This window comes from Streptomyces sp. NPDC057253, from assembly GCF_042669125.1.
Lineage (GTDB): Bacteria > Actinomycetota > Actinomycetes > Streptomycetales > Streptomycetaceae > Streptomyces.
The window spans coordinates 34340-55225 of the sequence record NZ_JBHUXV010000035.1; the positions used below are offsets into that span (position 1 = coordinate 34340).

The window sequence follows — 20886 nt, forward strand, 5'->3', positions numbered from 1 at the left end:
GGCGCCAGGGTCACTTCTCGACGCCGAGGGTCAGGGTGCCGGAGTAGCCGGCGGAGGGTGAGCCGCCCAGGGCGGTCAGGGTCAGGAGCCCGGACGCGGCGCCGCCGTCGTCGTAGATCGAGTCCTGGGCGAGGGTGGTGCGGGGGACGGTGTTGGCCGAGTACGGCGAGAGCGCGCCGACCCTGGCGGTGACCGTCTCGTCGAAGAAGAGCTGGCCGGTGTGGAGCTCGGTGCCGCCGGTGAAGGAGCCGTCGGGGGTGAGCGTGACGCCGATGTGCACCTTGACGTGGATGTGGACGCAGCGGCCCCGGTACCAGCCCGGGTAGACCGTGGTGATCGCGGCGACGCCGCCGGAGTCGGTGAGCACGCCGCCGCGCAGGAAGGTGCCGCTGTCGGGCTCGTCGTGGCCGTTGTTGCCGACGTAGCCCGAGTACTCGCCGAGCGCGTCGCAGTGCCAGATCTCCACGAGGGCGCCGCTGATCGTGGCGCAGGTGTCGTCGTCGACGACCGTGAGGGCGAGCTTGAGCGGGAAGCCGGTCTTGCCCTCGGTGATGTCGGCGCGGACGTACTGGCCGTCGAGGTAGTAGGGGCCTTCGGTCAGCTCCTTGGTGAGGGTGCAGACGGCCGCGGCGGCGACGGGGGCGGTGTGGGGGGACGCCTGGGTGTCGGTGCCGGGGCTGTCGGACGCGGCGGCGCCCACGGCGAGGGTCGCTGCGGTGGCGCTGGTGGCGAGGAGGACGGTCCGGCGGCCGAGGGGGGTCTGAGGGGTCTCGTTCATGGGGGTGTCTGTCATGAACACGGCACCGTAGAAACGCTCGCTGTTGATGGGCTGTCAGTTCGGCAAAAAGAGGGGCGGTCAAGTTTCTTGCGAGACAGGTTGCGCGGTCGGGAGGGATGGGCGCGGTACCGTACCGGGGCGTATGCCGACAAGGAGGGTAAATGGGGCTTACCGTGCGGGTCGAACGGCGCATCGCGGTGGACTTTCCCGGCCGGGAGGGCGAGGTGGTGGGGGATCTCCTCACCGAACTGGTCAACCACCTGACCGACCGGGGCGACCAGGAGGACAAGGAACGCATCGCCGCGGCGACCCTGCTGTGCGGCCAGGGCCGGGTGGACCGCCTGCTCGACGCCGTCCAGCTGGCCAAGGAGGACTGGCGGGACGTGCTGGTGGGGGCGGGTCTGGCGGACTCGGGGTGGAAGGAGCGGCTGGAGGCGGACTTCGGTCCTGAGAGGTGACGCTCGGGTGAGCCGGCGCGGGCGCCGTCAGGCTCCTGCGCCCGGGTCACCCGTGAGGTGGGCGAGGAAGTCGGTCCAGGGGGCGGGGGAGGTGGTGAGGCGGGGACCGCGGGGGTTCTTGGAGTCGCGGATGTGGATGGTGGCGGGGGTGAGGGCGACCTCTACGCAGTCGCCGGAACCGCTACTGCTGTAGCTGCTCTTGAACCAGGCCGGTTCGGAGGTGCTCATAGATCTCCTCGCATCCGTCGCAACAGGCTTGCCGAGTCGGTGATGGAGAGCGCCTGTGAACGCATCCTGGCATACCTGCTCTGGAGCACGCTGATCACTTTGCGGTCGGAGATGAGCAGCCCGCTCTCCGGGGCCTCGGTGTAGGCGAACCACCTGTTCTGCGGGGTCTCCAGCAACTGCATGGGCCCGTGCAGCCCGGCGTGCGACGGCCGCACCAGCGGCATGACCTGGATCTCGACGTTCCGCAGCTCGGAGACCTCCAGCAGGTGATCGATGAGCTCTCGTGTGGTGTCCGCTCCGCCCGTGCGGCGGAGGAGCACGTGTTCCTCGACGATGAAGCTGTACGCGGTGTTCGGCCGCTCCCGCAGCAGCCGTTGCCGTTCCATCCGTGCCGTCCACTGCGTCTCGATCTGTTCGTCGTCCAGCAGCGGGAGCTCGTCGACGAACAGCTGCCGTGCGTACGCCTCCGTCTGCAACAGACCCGGAACCAACCGGCATTCATACGTGTACAGCGTGATCGCGGACGCCTCCAGCCCCGCCCACTGCCGAAACCACGCCGCCAGCCCGGGTTGCCGGGCCAGCTTGGGGAACGACCTGCGCAACGCCCCCGTGTTCCCCGTCGCCTCCTCTCCCCGCTCCACCAGCACCAGGTCCGGCATCCTGCGGCCCAACTCCACGGACGCCACCGTGTGTTTGGAGAACCCCACCAGATCGCCGAACTCCTCCCTGCTCAGTCCCGAATGCTCCCGCAGGGCTTGAAGCACCGCCCCGAAGGTCCGCATGCTGTCCGAGGACTCCGGCTCACCGCCACCATCGACCACAGTCGGTCACCTCCCGGGATCATGGTCACGGTCCGTCACGCGTACTGTCCAGTCCGTGACCGCGTACGCTGCCGCAGCGTACGCGGTGTCGACCTGGAGAAGTTGCCCTCAAGGGCGCCAGATTGGGCCCATGACAGCGCCTCCCACACCTCGACAGCCGGTGACCGTACGTACGTTCACCCAGCGACTCAGCGCGACCCCGCGGGGCGCCCGCCTCGCCCGGCACCTCGCCCTGAACCAACTGCGCGAGTGGGGTCTGCCCTACGACGCCCCGGCCTCCGAAGCGGTCGCCGTGATCGTGGCCGAGCTGGCGGCGAACGCGGTCACCCACGGCCGGGTCCCGGGCCGGGACTTCGAGCTGCGGCTCTCCCTGGTCACCGGCAGCGTGCGGATCGAGGTCACCGACACCCGCGGCGAGCCGCTTCCGGCCGTACGACCGCCCGGTCCCCTGGACGACGGCGGCCGCGGTCTCCTCCTCGTGGAGGCGCTGGCCGACCGGTGGGAGGTACTGGACCGGGAGCCGCCGCCGGGCAAGACGGTACGGGCGGAGGTGGATGTGGTGGGGTGGCTGGGTCTGGTCGGGCGGGCGGGCTGAACGCCTGCTCGGTGAGGTGCCGTCGGTCATCCGGCCGCCCCCTTACATCCGAGGTAATCGCCCCCGCCGCACCCCCGTGCCAGGCTCGTCTTCGTACCCAGCCCGAACCGCCGACCGCCCGGGAGGACCCCATGACCGCCTACGCCATAGCCCACCTGCGCGAGGCTCGTCCGCACCCCGAGGTCGCCGAGTACATCGAGCGCATCACCGGGACCTTCGAGCCGTACGGTGGCCGCTTCCTCGTGCACGGGACCCAGCACGAGGTGCGGGAGGGGGAGTGGCCCGGGCACGTCGTGGTGATCGGGTTTCCCGGGATCGGTGAGGCGCGGGCCTGGTGGGAGTCGGACGCGTATCAGGAGATCGCGCCGCTGCGTTCGCGCCACATCCAGGGCGACATCATCCTCGTCCAGGGCGTTCCCGACGGTTACGACCCGGCGGTCACCGCGAAGGCCCTGCGGGACGCGCTCCCGTCGTAGGCCGTACTCCCGTGGCTCGTGGGGCTGTTGGATACTGGGGCGGCCGACGTACGGAAGGGGGAGGTTCGGGTGCCGGACGGACGTGAGGTGGATCAGGGGGAGTTGCTGGGTGTCGCGAAGGACGAGGAGCGCGCCCGCAGCCTGCTCCGCGCATTGCGCACCCTGAGCACCGGGCCCGACCCGAAGCTGCGGGAGATGGCGAACGGCGTGCTGCGCGGAAACCTCTCCGCCGAACAGGCCTTCACCGACCCGGAGTACACCGCCGCGCTGTTCTCCGGCGCCGACAAGGTCCGGCGGGCGGGCGAGCGGCGGTCCGACGCCGAGGCCCGCGAGGCCGGCGCCCGCTTCGGGGAATGGCAGCGGGCCCGGGACGCGGAGCAGGAACGCGAGGAGCAGGACTCCGCAGGACGGGACCCGGAAGGGCAGGACGGCGACGGGCGAAACGGCGATGGGCGGGACCGGGAGCGGCCCGGTGCGCCGGGTGGTCTGGCCCGGCCCGCTTCCCGCCGGTCCGAGGGCCCCTGGCGGCACACCGGCCTGAGCGGCCCAACCGGCCCGCACGGCGTGGGCGGTTCGAACGGGCTCATCGGCTGAGGTGGTCCCGGCCGAGCCCGACCGCCTCCTCGGCCCGGACGACCCTCGCGACCCCGGCGGGCTCCGCGACAACGCCTTCGGTCCTCGCTGAACCTCCCTCTCGCCGACGGCACTTGACACACCCGCCCCCGTCGACAACCCCTCTCTCTCCGGTAACGGCAGCAAATCCCCGTCCCCGTAGTACAGTTCGGCCGTCGTCAGCGTGACCTGAAATGGTCCTGCCAAGACAAAGGGGGAACGCGCATGGGGGTCGTGCTGCCCGACGAGGCGGCCTGGGTGCTGGACCTCATCGGCGTCGAGTGGCCCAACGTCGACGAGGACGACTATCGCGACATGGCCGACGGCCTGCGCTCGTTCGCCTCGCAGATGCGGGCCGGCAAGGACGCCACGGCGGGCGTCGTCCGGGAGTTCCTGGAGGGCAACGAGGGCATCGCGACCGCCGCCTTCCAGCAGCACTGGGGCAAGGTCAGCGACGTACACCTGGAACGGCTCGGGGAGGCCGCCGACCTCGGCGCCATGGCCCTCGACGGGGCCGCCGTCGCCGTGGCCGGTGCCAAGGTGGCCGCCATCGTCCAACTCGGCATCCTCGCCGCCGAGATCATCGCCGCCCAGGCCGCCGCGCCCTTCACCCTCGGGCTCTCCGAGGTCGGCGCGCTCGGTGCCACGCAGGCCACCCGGCTCATCGTGCGGCGGCTGCTGAAAGAAGCCGAGCAGATGCTCGTGGAGGAGCTGATGTCCGTCGCCATGGGCCCCGTCTACTCCGCGCTCGGCACCATGGCCACCGACCTCGTCCTCCAGCTCGGCGCCAACGCCGTGGGGCTCCAGGACGGTTACAGCCCCGGCAAGACCCTGCGCGCGGGCACCGAGGGCTTCCAGGAAGGGCTCGACGGCACCACGGGGACCTTCACCCAGAAGGGCGGCGCCGCGTGAGCGACACCGTACGCAGCGACAAGGACCTCCACGACCGGCTCGCCGACCGGATCACCTCCCAGGCCGACGAGCACGAGTCCGGCGCCCGCCCCCATCTGCGCCGCAGCCGCGCCGGGTTGAACCGCACCCGCGGCAAGGGCGCCCTCGCCGCGGCCGTCGAGACCGGGGCGGAGAAGATCCTCAAGGCCATCGAGGAGGCCGAGGACCAGCTCCACAAGCACCTCCAGGACGTGTCCAAGGGTGTGCGCGCGATGGGCGACAACCACGCGCGCAACGACAAGAACATCGAGACCATGCTCCAGAGCATCGTCAAGCGCTCCCGCGACCAGGACGCCGTACGGGACGGCGGCGGCATCGGCAAGGACCGGCCCGACACCACCAAGGACGCGCACACCGTCACCCTGGAGTGGAAGCCCGGCATGCCCAAGCAGGCCTTCGAGCGCAAGGCACGGGCCCTTCAGCGGCTCGGCGAGGAGGGCAAGCTCTTCAAGTTCAAGGGCAAGACCGAGGACTACCGGGACAAGAAGATCACCTCGGACTACAAGGGCGCGCTGGAGGCCCTGATCCGCCGGAACCACAAGGACGACCCCGACTTCGCCGAAGAGGCCGCGGTCGCCGCCCGTAAAATGCAGCCCGACCACGTCAACGAGCTCCAGACCGGCGGGCCGGACGCGTGGCGTAACCTGCGGATGCTCGACCGGACGACGAACTACGACATCGGCACGCAGCAGATCCGTCCGCAGATCAAGGATCTTCCGGACGGCAATCCGATCAACATCGACATCAAGTGGTGGCCAGATGACTAGCGGGAGCCCGGGATCGCCCCGTCTGACCGAGACGGTCGACGCCCTGCGGAGGGCGCTGGCCGAGAGCACGGACGTGCTCGGGGCCACGCTCGGCGGGACGCTCGACGAGGCCACCGCGGCCGAGGCGGCGGCGGACGGGGTGCCGCGCCCCTACCTGGACTTCTGCCGGGTGCTGGACGGCGTGAGCTGCGGGCCCTCCGTGCAGCTCTTCGGCTTGGAGGAGGCCGAGGAGCACCAGTTCTACTGCGAGCCCGTGGTCGACTCGCCGCTGCCGCTGTCCCCGGAGAAGCTCTACTGTGTCGGGATGATCCAGGAGGCCCCGGTCTTCCTCGACCGCGCGGACGGCGGTGTCCTCGGCGCGCCGGAGGCGGGCCCCGACTGGGTGGACGCGGAGCGCTTCGAGCAGCTGGCGTCCGGGATCGAGGAGTTCTTCCTCGACCGGCTGGCCGACCCCGTCGAGTACCGGCGGCTCGCCCTGGTCGACGACGAGCTGGTGGAGTACGACGACTGGCTGAAGCTGCTGCGACGCGCCGGCCTCGGCGGCTGACGCGGGACGGAAGGGGAGAAGGGGACGCATGGCCACCCATGACGAGATGACGGAGCTGTTCGGCGCGGACCGCGTGGTCACGCTGGACCGTGCCGTCGCCGAGGAGCACGGACTGTCCGAGGCCGACGCCGAGGTGCTGTGCGAGGTCGGTGTGCCGAGGTTCGTCGACGTCCTGTTCACCCTGGACACCGCCGACGAGGGGCCCGACCCCTTCACCGTGGTGCCGGTCGCCGCGGGCGGTGAGGAGACGTACATCCTGGTGCTGGGCGGCCCCACCGACGACCCCTCGATGCGCTACTGCCTCGACCTGGACCGCGGCTACGTCGTCCTCATCTCCTTCGACGACGAGCCGCGAGCCGAGATCGCCAACCGCACCCTCGCCGACCTCGTCGAGTTCCTGTACCGCTTCGCCCTGCGCGGCAAGCACCTGGAGCGGGCCGCCCCCCAGGACCGCGCCCCGTACACCGACAAGCTCGTCGAGTACCTCAGGGCCCGTGACCCGTACGCCTTCGCCCAGCCGGACAGCTGGTGGTCGATGGTCTTCGAACAGGTCGGCTGAGCCCTACGGCTCTCAGCCGACCTGCCCCATGCCCGCCGCGTTGGGCCAGCTCTGGGCGTTGGGCCAGCCGGTGGCAGGGGCCGTCGACAGCTCCTCCGGTCCGGTCGGTGCCGGTGCCGTCATGCCCCGTACCTGCGCGGCCGTGAGTCCGCCACGGGCCGGCACCCCGGGGGGCGTCGGGCCGCTCGGCGCGCCGAAGGGCATCGGCGCGGGAGCGGGCGGGGCGGGGGCCGGCACCGGCATGGGGGCCGGAACCGGAACCGGAGCGGGCGCCGGGGCGGGAACCGGTGTCGGCATCTGGGCCGGCATCGGCATCCCCGCCCCCATCGACTGAGCCCCCATCGACTGCACCGCCATGGGCGGGGCCGCGGCCACCGCGACCGGCTGGGCGACCGGCATCGGCATGCCGACCCCCGCGGCCGAACCGCCGACGGCCATCGCCGCGAGACCCTGCATTCCCGCCCCGTTGGTCTGGCCGACCAGCCGGTCCACTGCCGCCGTACCCGAGCTGTAGCTGGTCCCTTGAGCGAGCTCGGGCACGGCGGCTCCCCTCCTGGTCCCGTAGAGCACCTGTTCCAGGCCGGACACCAGGCGACGCACGTCCACCTGGGGGCGCACCACGAGCCGCAGGAAGCGGCTGGACGAACCGATCTTGTTGCCGCACTCGCGGACGAGGATGCGGTGCTCGGTGAGCATCCGGTCCCGCACCACGGTGCCCTCGGCGCCGACCGGCAGGCGCACGAAGAGGAAGTTCCCCTGCGAGGGGTAGACGGTCAGGCCGGGCAGCGCGGCGAGCTGGCTCGCCATGTCGAGACGGTCCCGGCGGACCTGGTGGAGGCTCTGCGCGTACTCGGCGCCGTGCTCCTTGAGCATGAACACCACGTACTCGGCGAAGGCGTTGAGGTTCCACTTCGGCAGCATCGAGCGGACCCGGCCGGCCAGCGCGGGGTTGGCGACCATGTAGCCGAAGCGGATGCCGTGCAGGCCGAAGTTCTTGCCGAGGCTGCGCAGCACGATGACGTTGGGCCGGATCATCGCCTCCTGGACCACCGACGGCTCCTGCTCGGCGTCGGCGAACTCCAGGAACGACTCGTCGATGACGATGAGGTCCAGGTCGGCCATGGCGTCCATGAACTGCACCAGCGCGTGCTTGTGCAGGAAGCCGCCGTCGGGGTTGTTCGGGTTGCAGATGACCGCGACCCGCGTGCCCCGGGTGCGGATGAACTCGGCGTACTGCGCGAGGTCCAGGGCGAATCCGCTGGACTCCTGGAGCGGGAACATGTCGACCCGCTTGCCGGTCTCCATCGGCTGGTCGGTCCAGCGGCCGAAGGTGGGCACCGGTATGGCGAGCGACTCGCGGACCAGCAGGTGGTCGATCCAGGTGATCAGTTCGGTCGAGCCGTTGCCCATCGCCACGGCCTGCGGCGGGAGCTGGAGCAGGTTGCACAGCTCGGCGGTGATCGTGTCGGCGCTGCTGGGGTAGTAGGTGATGATGTCCTTCAGCCGCGCGGCCATGGTGTCCATCATCGCCGGAGTGGGGAAGTAGGGATTGCAGGGGATACAGAAGTCCACCGGCCCCGTCCCGTCGCCGCCCTCACGTGCCAGCGCCGCCATGGACGGGCTGTGCGCAGCCGTGCTGCGGAACAACGAGGTGACGTTGTCGGCCATGGAACCTCCGTATGGGGCGGGCCCGGCGGGGACGACCGGGCCCGTCGTCATTGGGTGGCCCGCGCGGGGGAGCACGGGCCGCCTCTACATACGGATGTCTGCGTGGCGCTGTTCAACGGGTGTGAAAGAAGTGTGAGTTCGGGAACCCCGGTCCCGGACTCGGCGTCTTACGTCCCGGACCCGGCGTCCGACCAGGTCAGGCGCCGAACGAGTGGATCGTCGTCGTCCGGTACGTCTGTCCCGGGCGCAGCACCGTCGAGGGGAACGACGGGTGGTTCGGCGAGTCCGGGAAGTGCTGTGTCTCCAGGCAGAGCGCGTCCCCCTGACGGTAGGTGCGGCCGGACGGGCCGACCAGGGTGCCGTCGAGGAAGTTGCCCGAGTAGAACTGGAGCCCGGGCTCGTTGGTCGCGATCTTCAGGGTGCGGCCGGAGTGCGGGTCCCGCAGGCTCGCCACGTGCTCCGGCTTGGCCGTGATCCCCTTGTCGAGGACCCAGTTGTGGTCGAAGCCCTTGGCGGTGACCAGCTGGGGGTGGCCGGTGCGGATGTCCCGGCCGATCGCCTTGCCCTTGCGGAAGTCGAAGGGGGTGCCCGCGACCTTCGCCAGCTCACCGGTGGGGATCAGACCCGAGTCGGTGGGCGTGTAGCGGGAGGCGGCGATCCTCAGCTCGTGGTCCTCGATGGTGCCGGTGCCCTCGCCGCCGAGGTTCCAGTACACGTGGCTGGTGAGGTTGACCACGGTGGCCTTGTCGGTGCTGGCCTCGTAGTCGATCCGCCAGTCGCCGTGCCGGGTGAGGGTGTACGTCACCTTCACCTTCAGCGTGCCCGGGTAGCCCATCTCGCCGTCGACCGAGGTGTAGTGCAGGTGCAGGCCGACGTCCGAGCCCTTGGTGAAGGGCTCGACGTCCCACACCCGCTTGTCGAAGCCCTGGGTGCCGCCGTGCAGGCTGTTGACCCCGTCGTTGACGGAGAGCTGGTAGCTCTTGCCGTCCAGGGTGAACCGGCCCTTGGCGATGCGGTTGCCGTACCGCCCGATCAGCGCGCCGAAGTACGGGGTCTTGGCGACGTAGTCCTCGATGTTGTCGAAGCCCGCCGAGACGTTGGCGTAGTGACCCTTGCGGTCCGGGATCTCCAGGGACTGCACGACACCGCCCCAGGACAGGACCTTCAGCCGCGTGCCGCCGTTGGCCAGGGACCAGATGTAGACCTTGGTGCCGTCGGCGAGCTTGCCGAAGAGCTTCTTCGTGGGGTTCTTGCTGCTGGAGGCCTCAGCGGTGCCTCCGAGCGCGGTGGCGGCGATGCCCGCGGCCGCGGCACCCGCCATGACTGTGCGTCTGTTCAGTTCCATCTAGCGGCTCCTGTGAAGGAAGCGGGCCCCGCCGGTGGTTACGACGGGGCTCGAGATGAGTTACGAACCAGACTTGCGCTTGTTCCATACGTCGAACCCGACCGCGGCCAGCAGGGCGAGGCCCTTGATGACCTGTTGCCAGTCGCTGCCGACGCTGAGGAGGTTCATGCCGTTGTTCAGCACACCGAGGACGAGACCACCGATGATCGCGCCGAGGACGGTACCCACACCGCCGCTCATGGACGCGCCACCGATGAACGACGAGGCGATCGCCTCGAGTTCGAAGTTCAGGCCCGCCTTCGGCGAGGCCGCGTTCAGACGGGCGGCTACCACCAGACCCGCCAGGGCCGCGAGCACGCCCATGTTCAGGAAGACAAGGAAGGTGACCTTCTTGTCCTTGACGCCGGACAGCTTCGCCGCCGGCAGGTTGCCGCCGATCGCGTAGATGTGCCGGCCGAAGACCGCGTTGCGCATGACGTAGCCGTAGCCGACCACCAGCACCCCGAGGACGATCAGGATGATCGGCGCGCCCTGGTAGCTGGCGAGCAGCATCGTGACCGCGAGGATCGCCGCGGCGATCGCGACGAGCTTGAGCAGGAAGGCGTTCCTGGGCAGCACGTCCAGCGCGAACTCCTGCTGGCGCTTGCGGTCGCGGACCTCCTGGTAGATCACGAAGGCCAGCAGCGCGAAGCCGAGCAGCAGGGTGAGGTTGTGGTAGTTGGTGTCCGGGCCGACCTCGGGCAGGAAGCCGTTGCCGAGCTTCTGGAGCCCGTCCGGGAAGGGGCCGAGGGTCTGGCCCTCCAGCAGGATCTCCGTCAGACCGCGGAAGAGCAGCATGCCCGCCAGGGTGACGATGAACGACGGTATGCCGAGATACGCGATCAGATAGCCCTGTACCGAGCCCGCGACCCCGCCCACCACCAGGGTCAGCGCCAGCGCGATCGGCCAGGCCACGTCGTGCTGCACGGTCAGCACGGCCGCGAAGGCGCCCACGAACGCGGTCAGTGAACCGACCGACAGGTCGATGTGCCCCGAGATGATCACCAGCATCATGCCGATCGCGAGGATCAGGATGTAGCTGTTCTGGAGCACGAGGTTGGAGACGTTGCGCGGCAGCAGCAGGTCACCGTCGGTCCACACCGCGAACAGCGCGACGATCAGACCGAGGGCGATCAGCATGCCGTACTGCCGCATGTTGCGGCGCAGTCCGCCGATCATCAGCTGGAGCAGGCCCTCGCCCGAGGACGACCCCCCGCCCTTGCCCGGCGGTGCCGCCGCCGGAACCTTCGTCACATCGGTGCTCATCGCGTTACCTCTTTGTCCTTCGTCATCTGGCGCATCAGCACTTCCTGCGTGGCCTCGGCCCGTGGGACCTCACCTGTGAGCCGTCCCGCGGCCATGGTGTAGATGCGGTCGCACATGCCGAGCAGCTCCGGCAGCTCGGAGGAGATGAAGACGACCGCCTTCCCCTCGGCGGCCAGTTGGTCGATGACCGTGTAGATCTCGTACTTGGCGCCCACGTCGATCCCACGCGTGGGCTCGTCCAGGATCAGCACCTCGGGACCCGCGAAGATCCACTTGCTGAGGACGACCTTCTGCTGGTTGCCGCCGGACAGCCTGCCCACCGTCTCGAACACGGTCGGCGCCTTGATGTTCATGGACTTGCGGAACCGCTCGGAGACCTTGCGCTCCTCGTGCTCGTCGACCACACCGCGCTTGGAGACCTTGTCCAGCGCGGTCAGCGAGATGTTGCGGTTGATGTCGTCGATGAGGTTGAGGCCGTAGTGCTTGCGATCCTCGGTGACATACGCGATGCCGTGCCCGACCGCCTCGGAGACGGTCTTGGTACGGATCTCCTTGCCGTCCTTGAAGACCTGGCCGCCCGCGTGCCGGCCGTAGGTGCGCCCGAACACGCTCATCGCGAGTTCGGTGCGCCCCGCGCCCATCAGGCCCGCGATGCCGACGATCTCGCCGCGGCGCACCTGGATCGACACGTCGTCGACCACCTTGCGCTGCTGGTCGATCGGGTGGTGCACGGTCCAGTTGCGGATCTCGAGGGCCGGGGCCGCGTCCGTCTCCCCCTCGTACGGCGTGCGCTCGGGGAAGCGGTGGTCGAGGTCGCGGCCGACCATGCCCGAGATGATCCGGTCCTCGGTCGTCTCCGGGGCCTTCACGTCCAGGGTCTCGATCGACTTCCCGTCGCGCAGGATCGTGACCGAGTCGGCGACCCGGCGGATCTCGTTGAGCTTGTGGGAGATGATGATCGAGGTGATGCCCTGCTTCTTCAACTCCAGGATGAGATCCAGGAGTTTGCCGCTGTCCTCGTCGTTCAGAGCCGCGGTCGGCTCGTCGAGGATGAGCAGCTTCACCTTCTTGGAGAGCGCCTTGGCGATCTCCACCAGCTGCTGCTTGCCGACACCGATGTCGGTGATTCGGGTCTCCGGGTGGTCGCTCAGACCCACCCGGCGCAGCAGCTCGGTGGCGTGCTTGAGCGTCTCGTTCCAGTTGATGAATCCGCCGGAGGCGTGTTCGTTGCCGAGGAAGATGTTCTCCGCGATCGACAGGAACGGCACCAGGGCCAGTTCCTGATGGATGATCACGATGCCGTGCTGCTCGCTCGCCCGGATGTCCTTGAAGGAGACGACCTCTCCCTCGAAGAGGATGTCGCCCTCGTACGTGCCGTGCGGATGGACGCCGGAGAGCACCTTCATCAAGGTGGACTTCCCGGCGCCGTTCTCACCGCAGATGGCATGGACCTCGCCCTGACGGACGGTCAGAGTGACGTCCGACAGCGCTTTGACACCGGGAAAGGTCTTGACGATCGAGCGCATTTCCAGGACGGGTCCCGCCATGGGCGTGCCTTTCAATCAGGGGATGGGCCTACGGGGAGGTGGCTCGACTAGTTGAGGTCGCTCGCCTTGTAGAAGCCCGTGTCGACCAGTTCCTTGGTGTAGTTGGTCTTGTCGACGCTCACCGGCTGGAGCAGGTAGGCCGGGACGACCTTGGTGCCGTTGTCGTACGTCTTGGTGTCGTTGACCTCGGGCTTCTTGCCGTTGAGGACGTCGTCCACCATGGTCGCGGCGACCTTGGCGAGCTTGCGGATGTCCTTGTAGACCGTCTGCGTCTGCTGGCCCGCGATGATCGACTTCACCGAGGCGAGCTCGGCGTCCTGACCGGTGATCACCGGGAGCGGCTTGCTCGCGGAGCCGTAACCGTCCGACTTCAGCGCGGCGATGATGCCGATGGAGATGCCGTCGTACGGCGACAGGACCGCGTCGACCTTGCCGCTGGTGTACGTCGAGGTGAGGATGTCCTCCATGCGCTTCTGGGCGGTGGCGCCGTCCCAGCGCAGGGTGGTGGCCTGGGTCATCTTGGTCTGGCCGGACTTGACCACGAGCTTCTTGCTGTCGAGGTACGGCTGGAGCACGCTCATCGCGCCACCGAAGAAGTACTTGGTGTTGTTGTCGTCGTTGGAGCCGGCGAACAGCTCGATGTTGAAGGGGCCCTTGCCGCTCTTCAGACCCAGCTTGTCGACGAGGTAGGTGGCCTGGAGCCGGCCGACCTTCTCGTTGTCGAAGGAGGCGTAGTAGTCGACGTTCGGCGTGCCGAGGATCAGCCGGTCGTAGGCGATGACCGGGATATTGGCGTCCTTGGCCTGCTGGAGCACGTTGTTGAGCGACTTGTTGTCGATCGCCGCGATGATCAGGCCCTTGACTTTCTGCGTGATCAGGTTCTCGATCTGCGAGACCTGCTGGTCCGGGTCGTCCTCGCCGTAGACCAGCTTGGTCTTGTAGCCCTTGGCCTGGAGCTCCTTGACGACGTTGTTGCCGTCGGCGATCCAGCGCTCGGAGGACTTGGTCGGCATCGCGATGCCGATGGTGCCTCCCTTGGCGCTTCCGGTGTCTTCCTTGCTGCCGCCCTCGCTGTCCTGGCCGCAGGCGGTGAGGGTCAGGGCGAGGGAGGCGGCGCCGGCTATGGCGGTGAGTGCGGCTCGACGAGTACGCATGATCATCATCCTTGATGTCGGGTCGGGCTCGGTCTTGATGGGGCGGGGACGCTCTGGCAAGGAGGTGCGGGCTCTGACCGAGAGGAAAGACGTGTGGGATTGTGTGTGGCTGCGTCGTGTTTTGTGAAGGGGCGGCGCCCGGAACGTTATGAGGGTGTTCCGAACCGCTGCAGCGCGCCCGGCAGCCTGGAGCCGAGCGGCGCCATGTCGCCGTCCGCTCCGTGCCGGGCGAGCAGGTCCAGGGCGAGCCGCCCCCGACGCACCCGTTCCCGGGCCGTGTTCAGGGTGAGATCGCGCAGGTGGTGGCCGTAGGGGTAGATCCCCGGGGCCTTGGACAGGCCGAACTTGAGGTACAGCGGCGCGCCGCGCCGGATCAGTTCGGCGACCTCGTACATCCGCACATAGCCGCCGAGGTCGTCGGGCGCTTCGATGTACATGTCCATCGGAGCGGCCGACACCCGCCGGATCTCGGTGAGGTGATCGAGCGTCAGATCGCTGGGCACATTGATGGAGTCGGCGCCCAGGTTCTCGTAGACCGCGAACGCGGCCGGATTGACCGGACCCACGAGCGCGCTCAACTTCAGTGTGGTGTCGGCCGGGACGATCCCGGCGGTGCGTGCCCGGTGCAGGGTCCACAGCACGCCCTCGTCGGCGACGAGGAGGCACTTGACGCCCAACTCCGTTGCCCGGACGGCGTCTTCGACACAGCCGGCCACGGCGTCGAGACCGCGGGCCCGAAGGCCCCCGCCGCCCGAGTCGGTGCGCACCGAGCCGCCGATGTCCCAGGTGCCGCGCGGCCCGGTGAACAGGCAGAGCTCGATGTCACGTTCATCGGTCGCGTCGACCATCTCGGTGATCTCGGCGTCGGTCAGCATCCACACGCCGCTGCCCTGGCTGATCCGGTGGATCGGCACGTCGAGCCGCGAGGCTTCCTTGAGGACGACGGCCAGTGCCTCCGGACCCTCGCACGAGGGGATCTCGGTGCGCCAGCGGCCGCCGCCGGGGAAGGTGTGCGGCGAGGCGTCGGCGGGGTCGAGGGCGGGCGCACCCAGGCCGAGCGCGGTGAGCGCCGGCTCACCGGGTCGGCGGGCCGCCGAAGCGGAAGCGTCGGTCGTCACAAGCTGTCCTTCGTGTTCGATATGTCGGACGAGGTTCGCGGCTCAAGTCGTGCGGGGCTTGGGGTACGCCGGTGCGGGGTGGTCAGGTCACCCCGTACCGGCGTACGTCTAGGGGCGGAGCAGCACCTTCCCGACCTGTGGATCACCGGACCCGACCAGCTTGATCGCCTCGGCGAACCCGACCAGCGGCAGCTCGTGCGTGACCAGTCTCAGCGGATCCAGCAGGCCGGCCCCGAAGACCCGCACCGTGTGCGCCCAGGCGTCCGGCGGGGCACCGAAGACGGTGTGCACCTCCAGCTGCCGTACCACCAGGTCCGTCGGGTCGAGACCCTCTGCGCCCGGCGCCGGGATGCCCGTCAGGACCAGGCGTCCGCCGCGCCGCAGCAGCGAAGCGGCGGTACGCGCTGCGGACGCGGACCCGGCGGTCTCGATGACGACGTCGAAGTCGTCGGGGAGCTCCTGGTCCTTCATACGGAAGTCGTCGGCGCCGAAAACTTTCGAAAGCTCCGCCCGGTCCGGCCTCGTCCCTACCATGAGCAGCTCGGCCGGCGAGTTCGCCTTCAGGAACTGAACGGCGAGCATCCCGAGCGTCCCGGTCCCCACGACCGCCACCCGCTCGCCGGGCAGGGCGTTCGCCTTGAGCGCGGCCGCCGCGATGCAGGCGGCCGGCTCCAGCAGGGCGGCCGCGGTCAGATCGGCCTCGTCCGGCAGGATGTGCAGCAAACGCGCAGGCAGGGTGAGTGTGGTGGCCATCGCACCCGGCTGGGTAAACCCGGTCTCCTCGTACCCCGCGGTGCACAGGGTCGTCTCGCCCGCGTGACAGCGGTCGCAGACCTGGCAGTTGCGGAAGCCCTCCCCGACGACCTTGCGGCCGACGAGAGTTGAAGGCACACCCGCACCGACCGCCTCGACCGTCCCGGACCACTCGTGGCCGGGGATCAGGGGGTAACGGACGTATCCCTCGGGCCGGTTGCCCTGGTACACCTCGCGGTCGCTGCCGCAGATGCCGACGGCGTGGACGCGCACCAGGGCCTCACCGGCGACCGGCTCACGAGGGGTGTGCTCCTCGAGCCGGTGCTCGCCGGGCGCCTCGATGACGACCTGAGCGCTCACTGGGTGCCCTTCGGCTTGCGCTGCTCCCAGCCCTCGGCCCACAGGTCGAAGCGCGCCTGCTGCTGCGGGAACTCGGCGGCCGCGTCCACGTCCAGCTCGACACCCAGACCGGGCGCGTCGGAGAGGTGGAAGTAACCGTCCACGACCTGCGGGGCGCCCTTGACGACCTTCTTGATCTCCGCGTCGGCGAAGTCGTTGAAGTGCTCCAGGATCTTGAAGTTCGGGGAGGTGAACCCGACCTGGAGGGAGGCGGCGGTCAGCACCGGGCCGCCGACGTTGTGCGGGGCGACCAGCATGTAGTGGGTCTCCGCGGTGGCGGCGAGCTTGCGGGTCTCCCAGATGCCGCCGATGTGGCCGACGTCGGGCTGGATGATGTCCACGGCCTGGCTCTCGAAGAGCTCGCGGAACTCGATGCGGTCGTGGATGCGCTCACCGGTGGCGACCGGGATGTCGACCTTGGCGGCGACCTTCTCCAGCGCCTTGAGGTTCTCCGGCGGGACCGGCTCCTCAAGCCACGCGGGCTTGAAGGGGGCGAGGTCCTTGGCGAGCCGGACCGCGGTCGAGGGCGAGAAGCGGCCGTGCATCTCCAGCATCAGCTCGGCGTCCGGACCGATGGCGTCCCGTACGGCCTCGATGAGCGAGACGGCGTACAGGCTCTGCTCGTGGTCCAGCTCGAAGTGGCCGGTGCCGAAGGGGTCGATCTTGAGCGCCTTGTACCCGCGCTCCATGACCGCCTGCGCGGCCTTGTGGTACGCCTCGGGCGTGCGCTCCGTGGTGTACCAGCCGTTGGCGTACGCCTTGACCTTGTCGGTGACCTTGCCGCCCAGGAGCTGCCAGACCGGCACCCCGAGCGCCTTGCCCTTGATGTCCCAGCAGGCCATCTCGATCACCGCGATACCGGACATCACGATCTCGCCGGCCCGGCCGTAGTCGCCGTACTTCATCCTCTTGACGAGGTCCTCGACAGCGAACGGGTCGGAGCCGAGAATGTGATTGGCCTCGGCCTCGCGCAGGTAGCCGATCAGCGCGTCGGTGTGTCCCAGCATCCGGGTCTCGCCGACTCCGGTGATGCCGTCGTCGGTGTGCACCTGGACGTACGTCAGGTTGCGCCACGGCGTCCCGACCACGTGTGTGCTGATTCCGGTGATGCGCACGGCGGTTGCCCCTCGTTGCTTCGTCGGCTCGGTGACGGCTGTTCGAAATTTCGTCACACGTTCGAAATGCTGACGTGACAGTAAGGAGGGGGTGAGGGGAGTGTCAATGGGTCGAACGCATAACGGTTTCGACACTGCTTTCGATACGACTTTCGACGTCGGTTTCTGGGAGATCGGGAAGGATGCCCGAACGGTCCCTGGCGCAACCCTCAACTCGCCACGCCGGAACGGGTGGTTCAACACACAACCTTCACAGGCGCGACTAGGAAAGCCACGTCGGAGGAACTTAGTCTTCCCGCGACATGGACTACTGCGACCCGTGCCGACGGCACCTCAACGGCGCCCTCGCCTGCCCGGGGTGCGGCACCTCGATGGAAGAGCTGCGCGCGAGACCCCCGCACGTGCCGCCCCAGACCCACCCGCAGAATCCTTCGCCGCCCCCGGCGTACATGACGTACGGCCCGGAGGCTCACTACGACCCCGGCACGACGGCCTCCCACGCGGGCGCGTACGCGTCCCCTGAGGTGCCGGTAGGGGTGTACACCGACGGCGGATACGGCCCGGGCGCGGTCGCCGCGTACGAGGGGAACGCCGGGGGCACTCACACCGAGCCCTACTCCGGGGCTGATCCGGGCTCGGGCTCCGGTTCCGGTACTGATCCCGGCGCCAGTGCCTCCGGCGCCGTAGACGACCCCGCGAGCGGCACTCCCGTCGAGGCGGCGGAGCCGGTCGGCGGTCGGGCCTCGCGGCGACGCGCGCGGGGGCGTGGCGCCGAGGATATGGAGCGCACCGAGGGTCCCGCCCCCTCCGATGCCCCCGAGGGCGACGACGGGGACGACGACCACGACGAGGACGCCGATGCCTCCGCCGGCGGTGCGAGCCGGCGTGATCGCAAGGCCGCCGCCCACCGTCGGCGCCGTCGCCGGACCCTGCTGATAGCCGCCGGCTTCGTGCTCGCAGCCGGCGGTCTGAGCCTCGCGGAGCTCGGCATGGACGCGCCGGGATCCTCCCCCCGACCGGCCGCGGCGGGCGGTGCCTCGGCCGAGGGCGGGGCCTCCCCGGACGCGAGCGAGTCGACGTCCAGGGCCACCGACTCCAGCGGAGCCGTTCCGACGGCGTCCCCCTCGTCGAAGGCCTCCGCATCCCCGTCGGCCTCGGCGTCCAAGAGTGAGGAACCGAGCCGGAGCCCCGACACCCAGTCGTCGAGCACGGGACCCGCCGACGCGTCGCCCCCTCCGGCCACAGCCACGGCCACGAACGGCGGCGGCTCGGCCCCCACGGCCACCCCCACGACGGCGAACCCGAGCCCGGACCCGTCCCCTTCGCAGTGCGAGCGCTTCCTGTGGTGGTGCACATAAGGGGCGGGTCGGCCTGAGATTCGTCCGCGGCCCGGTGGGGGCTGATCGCGCAGTCCAGGCCGGCCTCAGCTGCAACCCCCTAGGGGCGCGGGGAACTGCGCGACCAGCCACAACGCACCCGCACCCGGCAACGCGCAGAACCCGGCACCCCCGCCGGAGGCCTACGCGTCGCGCATCCGGGTGAGCAGATCCCGAAGAGCCTCCCGCTCCCCCTGCGACAACCCGGCGAGCGGCTCCCGGGCAAACCGCAACCCCTCCCGCAGCGACCGGGCCACCCCCACCCCCGCCTCCGTCGCCACGGCGACCTTCACCCGCCGGTCCGCCGGATCCGGCCGCCGCTCCACCAGCCCCCGCGCCTCCAGCCGGTCCACGATCCCGGTGACATTGGACGGCTCACACTTCAGTTTCTGGGCCAGCTTGCGCATGGGCAGCGGTCCGAGGGACAGCAGACTCAGCAGCCGCGCCTGCGCCCCGGTGAGGGCGTGCTCCGCGGCCGCGTCCTCGTAGTCCGAGTAGAAGCGGGCCACCACGTCCCCGATGAGCTCCACGACTTCCATCGTCAGCGCGTCGGGCCGGGTCTTGTGAGGAGTCGACATGTCCTCCAGGGTACCCCGTTACTTGACAACCTGAAATATTCAGAGGCATGGTTGTTTCAGGTACTGAACTAAATCGCACCGCAGTGAACCCGAAAGGCTCCGTCATGATCAACCGCGAATGGCACCTGCTCAGCCGTCCCGTCGGCTGGCCCAAGCCCGAGGACTTCGCCCTGGTCGAGGCGGAGGTCCGGCAGCCCGGCGAGGGTCAGATCCTGGTGCGGAACAAGTACCTCTCCGTCGACCCGTACATGCGCGGCCGGATGAGCGCCGCGAAGTCGTACGCCGCCCCCTTCGAGCTGAACAAGGTCATGCAGGGCGGCGCGGTCGGCGAGGTCATCGCCTCGAACGCGGAGGGCGTCGCCGTCGGCGACCACGTCCTGCACTTCAACGGCTGGCGCGAGTACGCCACCTTCGACGCCAAGCAGGCCGTCAAGGTCGACGCCGACGCCGCGCCCCTGTCGACCTACCTCGGCGTCCTCGGCATGACCGGCCTCACCGCCTACGCCGGCCTGCTGCGCACCGCCTCCTTCAAGGAGGGCGACTCGGTCTTCGTCTCCGGCGCCGCGGGTGCCGTCGGCAGCCAGGTCGGCCAGATCGCCAAGCTCAAGGGCGCCTCCCGGGTCATCGGCTCGGCCGGCTCCGACGAGAAGGTCAAGCTGCTCGTCGAGGAGTACGGCTTCGACGCGGCCTTCAACTACAAGAACGGCAAGGTCAGCGACCAGCTGCGCGAGGCGGCCCCGGACGGCGTCGACGTCTACTTCGACAATGTCGGCGGCGACCACCTGGAGGCCGCGATCGGGCAGCTCAACCAGGGTGGCCGGATCGCGATCTGCGGGATGATCTCGGTCTACAACAACACCGAGCCGGCCCCCGGCCCGCGCAACCTCGCCCGGCTGATCCAGACCCGCGGCCGCATCGAGGGCTTCCTGGTCGGCGACCACTACGACCTCCAGCCCCAGTTCGTCTCCGAGGTCGGCCCCTGGGTGGCGTCCGGGCAGCTCAAGTACCGCGAGACGGTCGTCGAGGGCATCGAGAACAACCTGGAGGCGTTCCTCGGGGTCCTGCGCGGTGACAACACCGGAAAGATGATCGTCAAGCTGTGACCCTGTGCTGAACTTCCGGCATGCGGTAACTTCTTTCCGAATCCCGCCGTCGATCGTGGGCGCGAGTCGCGGTGGACCGAGGAGGAAGACAACCGCATGCCGGAAATCCAGCAGTCCGACGTCCTGTACACCGCCGTCGCCACCGCCGAGAACGGCCGCGACGGCCGGGTCGCCACCGACGACGGCCGGCTCGACCTGGTCGTCGACCCGCCCAAGGAGATGGGCGGCAGCGGCCTCGGCACCAACCCCGAGCAGCTCTTCGCCGCCGGGTACAGCGCCTGCTTCCAGGGCGCCCTCGGTGTCGTCGCCCGCCAGGAGAAGGCCGACATCTCCGGTTCGACGGTCACCGCCAGGGTCGGCATCGGCAAGAACGCCGACGGCTTCGGACTGATCGTCGAGATCTCGGCGACCCTCCCGAACACCGACGCGGCCACGGCCCGGGGCCTCCTGGAGAAGGCCCACCAGGTCTGCCCGTACTCGAAGGCGACCCGCGGGAACATCACCGTGACGCTCGCCTGACGCACTCGTTGGTCGGACAAGGCGCGGGCGGCACCCCTGGACGTGGGGTACCGCCCGCGCTCGTGTCGTACGACAGGGGCCCGCCCGGCGCACGGCCCCAGCCGCCACACCGCG

The 20886-nt window shown here is 69.4% G+C and carries 23 protein-coding genes; 11 read left to right on the forward strand and 12 right to left on the reverse strand.

Annotation, left to right across the window (positions count from 1 at the left end; all coding sequences use genetic code 11):
* Positions 1–10: 10 nt before the first annotated feature.
* Positions 11–793 (reverse strand): intradiol ring-cleavage dioxygenase, encoded by a 783-nt coding sequence (locus ACFULQ_RS20630; protein ID WP_383545988.1) that lies wholly within the window; start codon positions 791–793, stop codon positions 11–13.
* A 146-nt stretch (positions 794–939) separates the two neighbouring features.
* Here ACFULQ_RS20630 and ACFULQ_RS20635 point away from each other — a divergent pair, with 146 nt between their 5' ends.
* Positions 940–1236: a hypothetical protein gene (locus tag ACFULQ_RS20635; protein WP_383545989.1), complete on the forward strand. Its 297-nt coding sequence runs from the start codon at positions 940–942 to the stop codon at positions 1234–1236.
* A 27-nt stretch (positions 1237–1263) separates the two neighbouring features.
* On the opposite strand, the gene ACFULQ_RS20640 is transcribed toward ACFULQ_RS20635, so the two are convergent.
* The gene (locus tag ACFULQ_RS20640; RefSeq protein ID WP_383545991.1) at positions 1264–1464 is read right to left on the reverse strand and encodes a DUF397 domain-containing protein; all 201 of its coding nucleotides are present in this window, start codon (positions 1462–1464) and stop codon (positions 1264–1266) included.
* On the reverse strand, positions 1461–2246 hold the full coding sequence (locus tag ACFULQ_RS20645) for a Scr1 family TA system antitoxin-like transcriptional regulator (RefSeq protein ID WP_383546079.1): 786 nt from the start codon (positions 2244–2246) through the stop codon (positions 1461–1463). The genes ACFULQ_RS20640 and ACFULQ_RS20645 overlap by 4 nt, the downstream gene beginning before the upstream one ends.
* A 169-nt stretch (positions 2247–2415) precedes the next feature.
* Here ACFULQ_RS20645 and ACFULQ_RS20650 point away from each other — a divergent pair, with 169 nt between their 5' ends.
* The 7 genes from ACFULQ_RS20650 to ACFULQ_RS20680 all read left to right on the forward strand — a co-directional run bounded on the left by ACFULQ_RS20650 (position 2416) and on the right by ACFULQ_RS20680 (position 6792).
* A complete protein-coding gene (locus ACFULQ_RS20650) occupies positions 2416–2880 on the forward strand; it encodes an ATP-binding protein (protein WP_383545993.1) in 465 nt (154 codons plus the stop codon).
* Between the two features lie 131 nt (positions 2881–3011).
* Entirely contained in the window at positions 3012–3356 is a 345-nt protein-coding gene (locus ACFULQ_RS20655) for a DUF1330 domain-containing protein (RefSeq protein WP_383545995.1), read from the forward strand.
* Between the two features lie 69 nt (positions 3357–3425).
* Positions 3426–3950 carry a hypothetical protein gene (locus tag ACFULQ_RS20660; protein ID WP_383545997.1) on the forward strand — a complete coding sequence of 175 codons (525 nt, stop codon included), beginning with the start codon at positions 3426–3428 and terminating at the stop codon, positions 3948–3950.
* Positions 3951–4193: 243 nt separating this feature from the next.
* The gene (locus ACFULQ_RS20665) at positions 4194–4880 is read left to right on the forward strand and encodes a hypothetical protein (protein WP_383545999.1); all 687 of its coding nucleotides are present in this window, start codon (positions 4194–4196) and stop codon (positions 4878–4880) included.
* A complete protein-coding gene (locus ACFULQ_RS20670; protein ID WP_383546000.1) occupies positions 4877–5686 on the forward strand; it encodes a hypothetical protein in 810 nt (269 codons plus the stop codon). Before ACFULQ_RS20665 ends, ACFULQ_RS20670 begins: the two co-directional genes overlap by 4 nt.
* A complete protein-coding gene (locus ACFULQ_RS20675) occupies positions 5679–6233 on the forward strand; it encodes a hypothetical protein (RefSeq protein WP_383546002.1) in 555 nt (184 codons plus the stop codon). The genes ACFULQ_RS20670 and ACFULQ_RS20675 overlap by 8 nt, the downstream gene beginning before the upstream one ends.
* A 28-nt stretch (positions 6234–6261) precedes the next feature.
* Positions 6262–6792 carry an SUKH-4 family immunity protein gene (locus ACFULQ_RS20680; protein WP_383546003.1) on the forward strand — a complete coding sequence of 177 codons (531 nt, stop codon included), beginning with the start codon at positions 6262–6264 and terminating at the stop codon, positions 6790–6792.
* A gap of 12 nt (positions 6793–6804) precedes the next feature.
* Here ACFULQ_RS20680 and ACFULQ_RS20685 read toward each other — a convergent pair whose 3' ends face one another.
* The 8 genes from ACFULQ_RS20685 to ACFULQ_RS20720 form a co-directional block, all read right to left on the reverse strand.
* Positions 6805–8460, reverse strand: coding sequence for a pyridoxal phosphate-dependent aminotransferase (locus ACFULQ_RS20685; protein WP_383546005.1), 1656 nt, complete (start codon positions 8458–8460; stop codon positions 6805–6807).
* Positions 8461–8656: 196 nt separating this feature from the next.
* On the reverse strand, positions 8657–9805 hold the full coding sequence (locus ACFULQ_RS20690) for an aldose epimerase family protein (RefSeq protein ID WP_383546007.1): 1149 nt from the start codon (positions 9803–9805) through the stop codon (positions 8657–8659).
* A 60-nt stretch (positions 9806–9865) separates the two neighbouring features.
* Positions 9866–11110, reverse strand: coding sequence for a multiple monosaccharide ABC transporter permease (mmsB, locus tag ACFULQ_RS20695; RefSeq protein ID WP_383546009.1), 1245 nt, complete (start codon positions 11108–11110; stop codon positions 9866–9868).
* Positions 11107–12657, reverse strand: coding sequence for a multiple monosaccharide ABC transporter ATP-binding protein (gene mmsA / locus ACFULQ_RS20700; protein WP_383546011.1), 1551 nt, complete (start codon positions 12655–12657; stop codon positions 11107–11109). The genes mmsB and mmsA overlap by 4 nt, the downstream gene beginning before the upstream one ends.
* 47 nt (positions 12658–12704) lie before the next feature.
* The gene (chvE, locus tag ACFULQ_RS20705; RefSeq protein ID WP_383546012.1) at positions 12705–13811 is read right to left on the reverse strand and encodes a multiple monosaccharide ABC transporter substrate-binding protein; all 1107 of its coding nucleotides are present in this window, start codon (positions 13809–13811) and stop codon (positions 12705–12707) included.
* 146 nt (positions 13812–13957) lie between these two features.
* Entirely contained in the window at positions 13958–14929 is a 972-nt protein-coding gene (locus ACFULQ_RS20710; protein ID WP_383546014.1) for a hypothetical protein, read from the reverse strand.
* 108 nt (positions 14930–15037) lie between these two features.
* Positions 15038–16042 (reverse strand): zinc-binding dehydrogenase, encoded by a 1005-nt coding sequence (locus tag ACFULQ_RS20715; RefSeq protein ID WP_383546015.1) that lies wholly within the window; start codon positions 16040–16042, stop codon positions 15038–15040.
* Complete coding sequence (locus ACFULQ_RS20720; RefSeq protein WP_383546017.1) at positions 16039–17196, reverse strand: mandelate racemase/muconate lactonizing enzyme family protein; 1158 nt, start codon at positions 17194–17196, stop codon at positions 16039–16041. Before ACFULQ_RS20720 ends, ACFULQ_RS20715 begins: the two co-directional genes overlap by 4 nt.
* Before the next feature lie 302 nt (positions 17197–17498).
* Between ACFULQ_RS20720 and ACFULQ_RS20725 the strand changes: the two genes are divergently transcribed.
* Positions 17499–18554: a hypothetical protein gene (locus tag ACFULQ_RS20725; RefSeq protein ID WP_383546019.1), complete on the forward strand. Its 1056-nt coding sequence runs from the start codon at positions 17499–17501 to the stop codon at positions 18552–18554.
* Between the two features lie 161 nt (positions 18555–18715).
* Here ACFULQ_RS20725 and ACFULQ_RS20730 read toward each other — a convergent pair whose 3' ends face one another.
* Positions 18716–19150: a MarR family winged helix-turn-helix transcriptional regulator gene (locus tag ACFULQ_RS20730; protein ID WP_383546021.1), complete on the reverse strand. Its 435-nt coding sequence runs from the start codon at positions 19148–19150 to the stop codon at positions 18716–18718.
* A gap of 104 nt (positions 19151–19254) precedes the next feature.
* Between ACFULQ_RS20730 and ACFULQ_RS20735 the strand changes: the two genes are divergently transcribed.
* Together ACFULQ_RS20735 and ACFULQ_RS20740 are read left to right on the forward strand one after the other, a co-directional pair.
* Positions 19255–20253 carry an NADP-dependent oxidoreductase gene (locus tag ACFULQ_RS20735; RefSeq protein ID WP_383546023.1) on the forward strand — a complete coding sequence of 333 codons (999 nt, stop codon included), beginning with the start codon at positions 19255–19257 and terminating at the stop codon, positions 20251–20253.
* Positions 20254–20349: 96 nt separating this feature from the next.
* Complete coding sequence (locus ACFULQ_RS20740; protein ID WP_383546024.1) at positions 20350–20772, forward strand: organic hydroperoxide resistance protein; 423 nt, start codon at positions 20350–20352, stop codon at positions 20770–20772.
* The last annotated feature ends 114 nt before the right edge of the window (positions 20773–20886 follow it).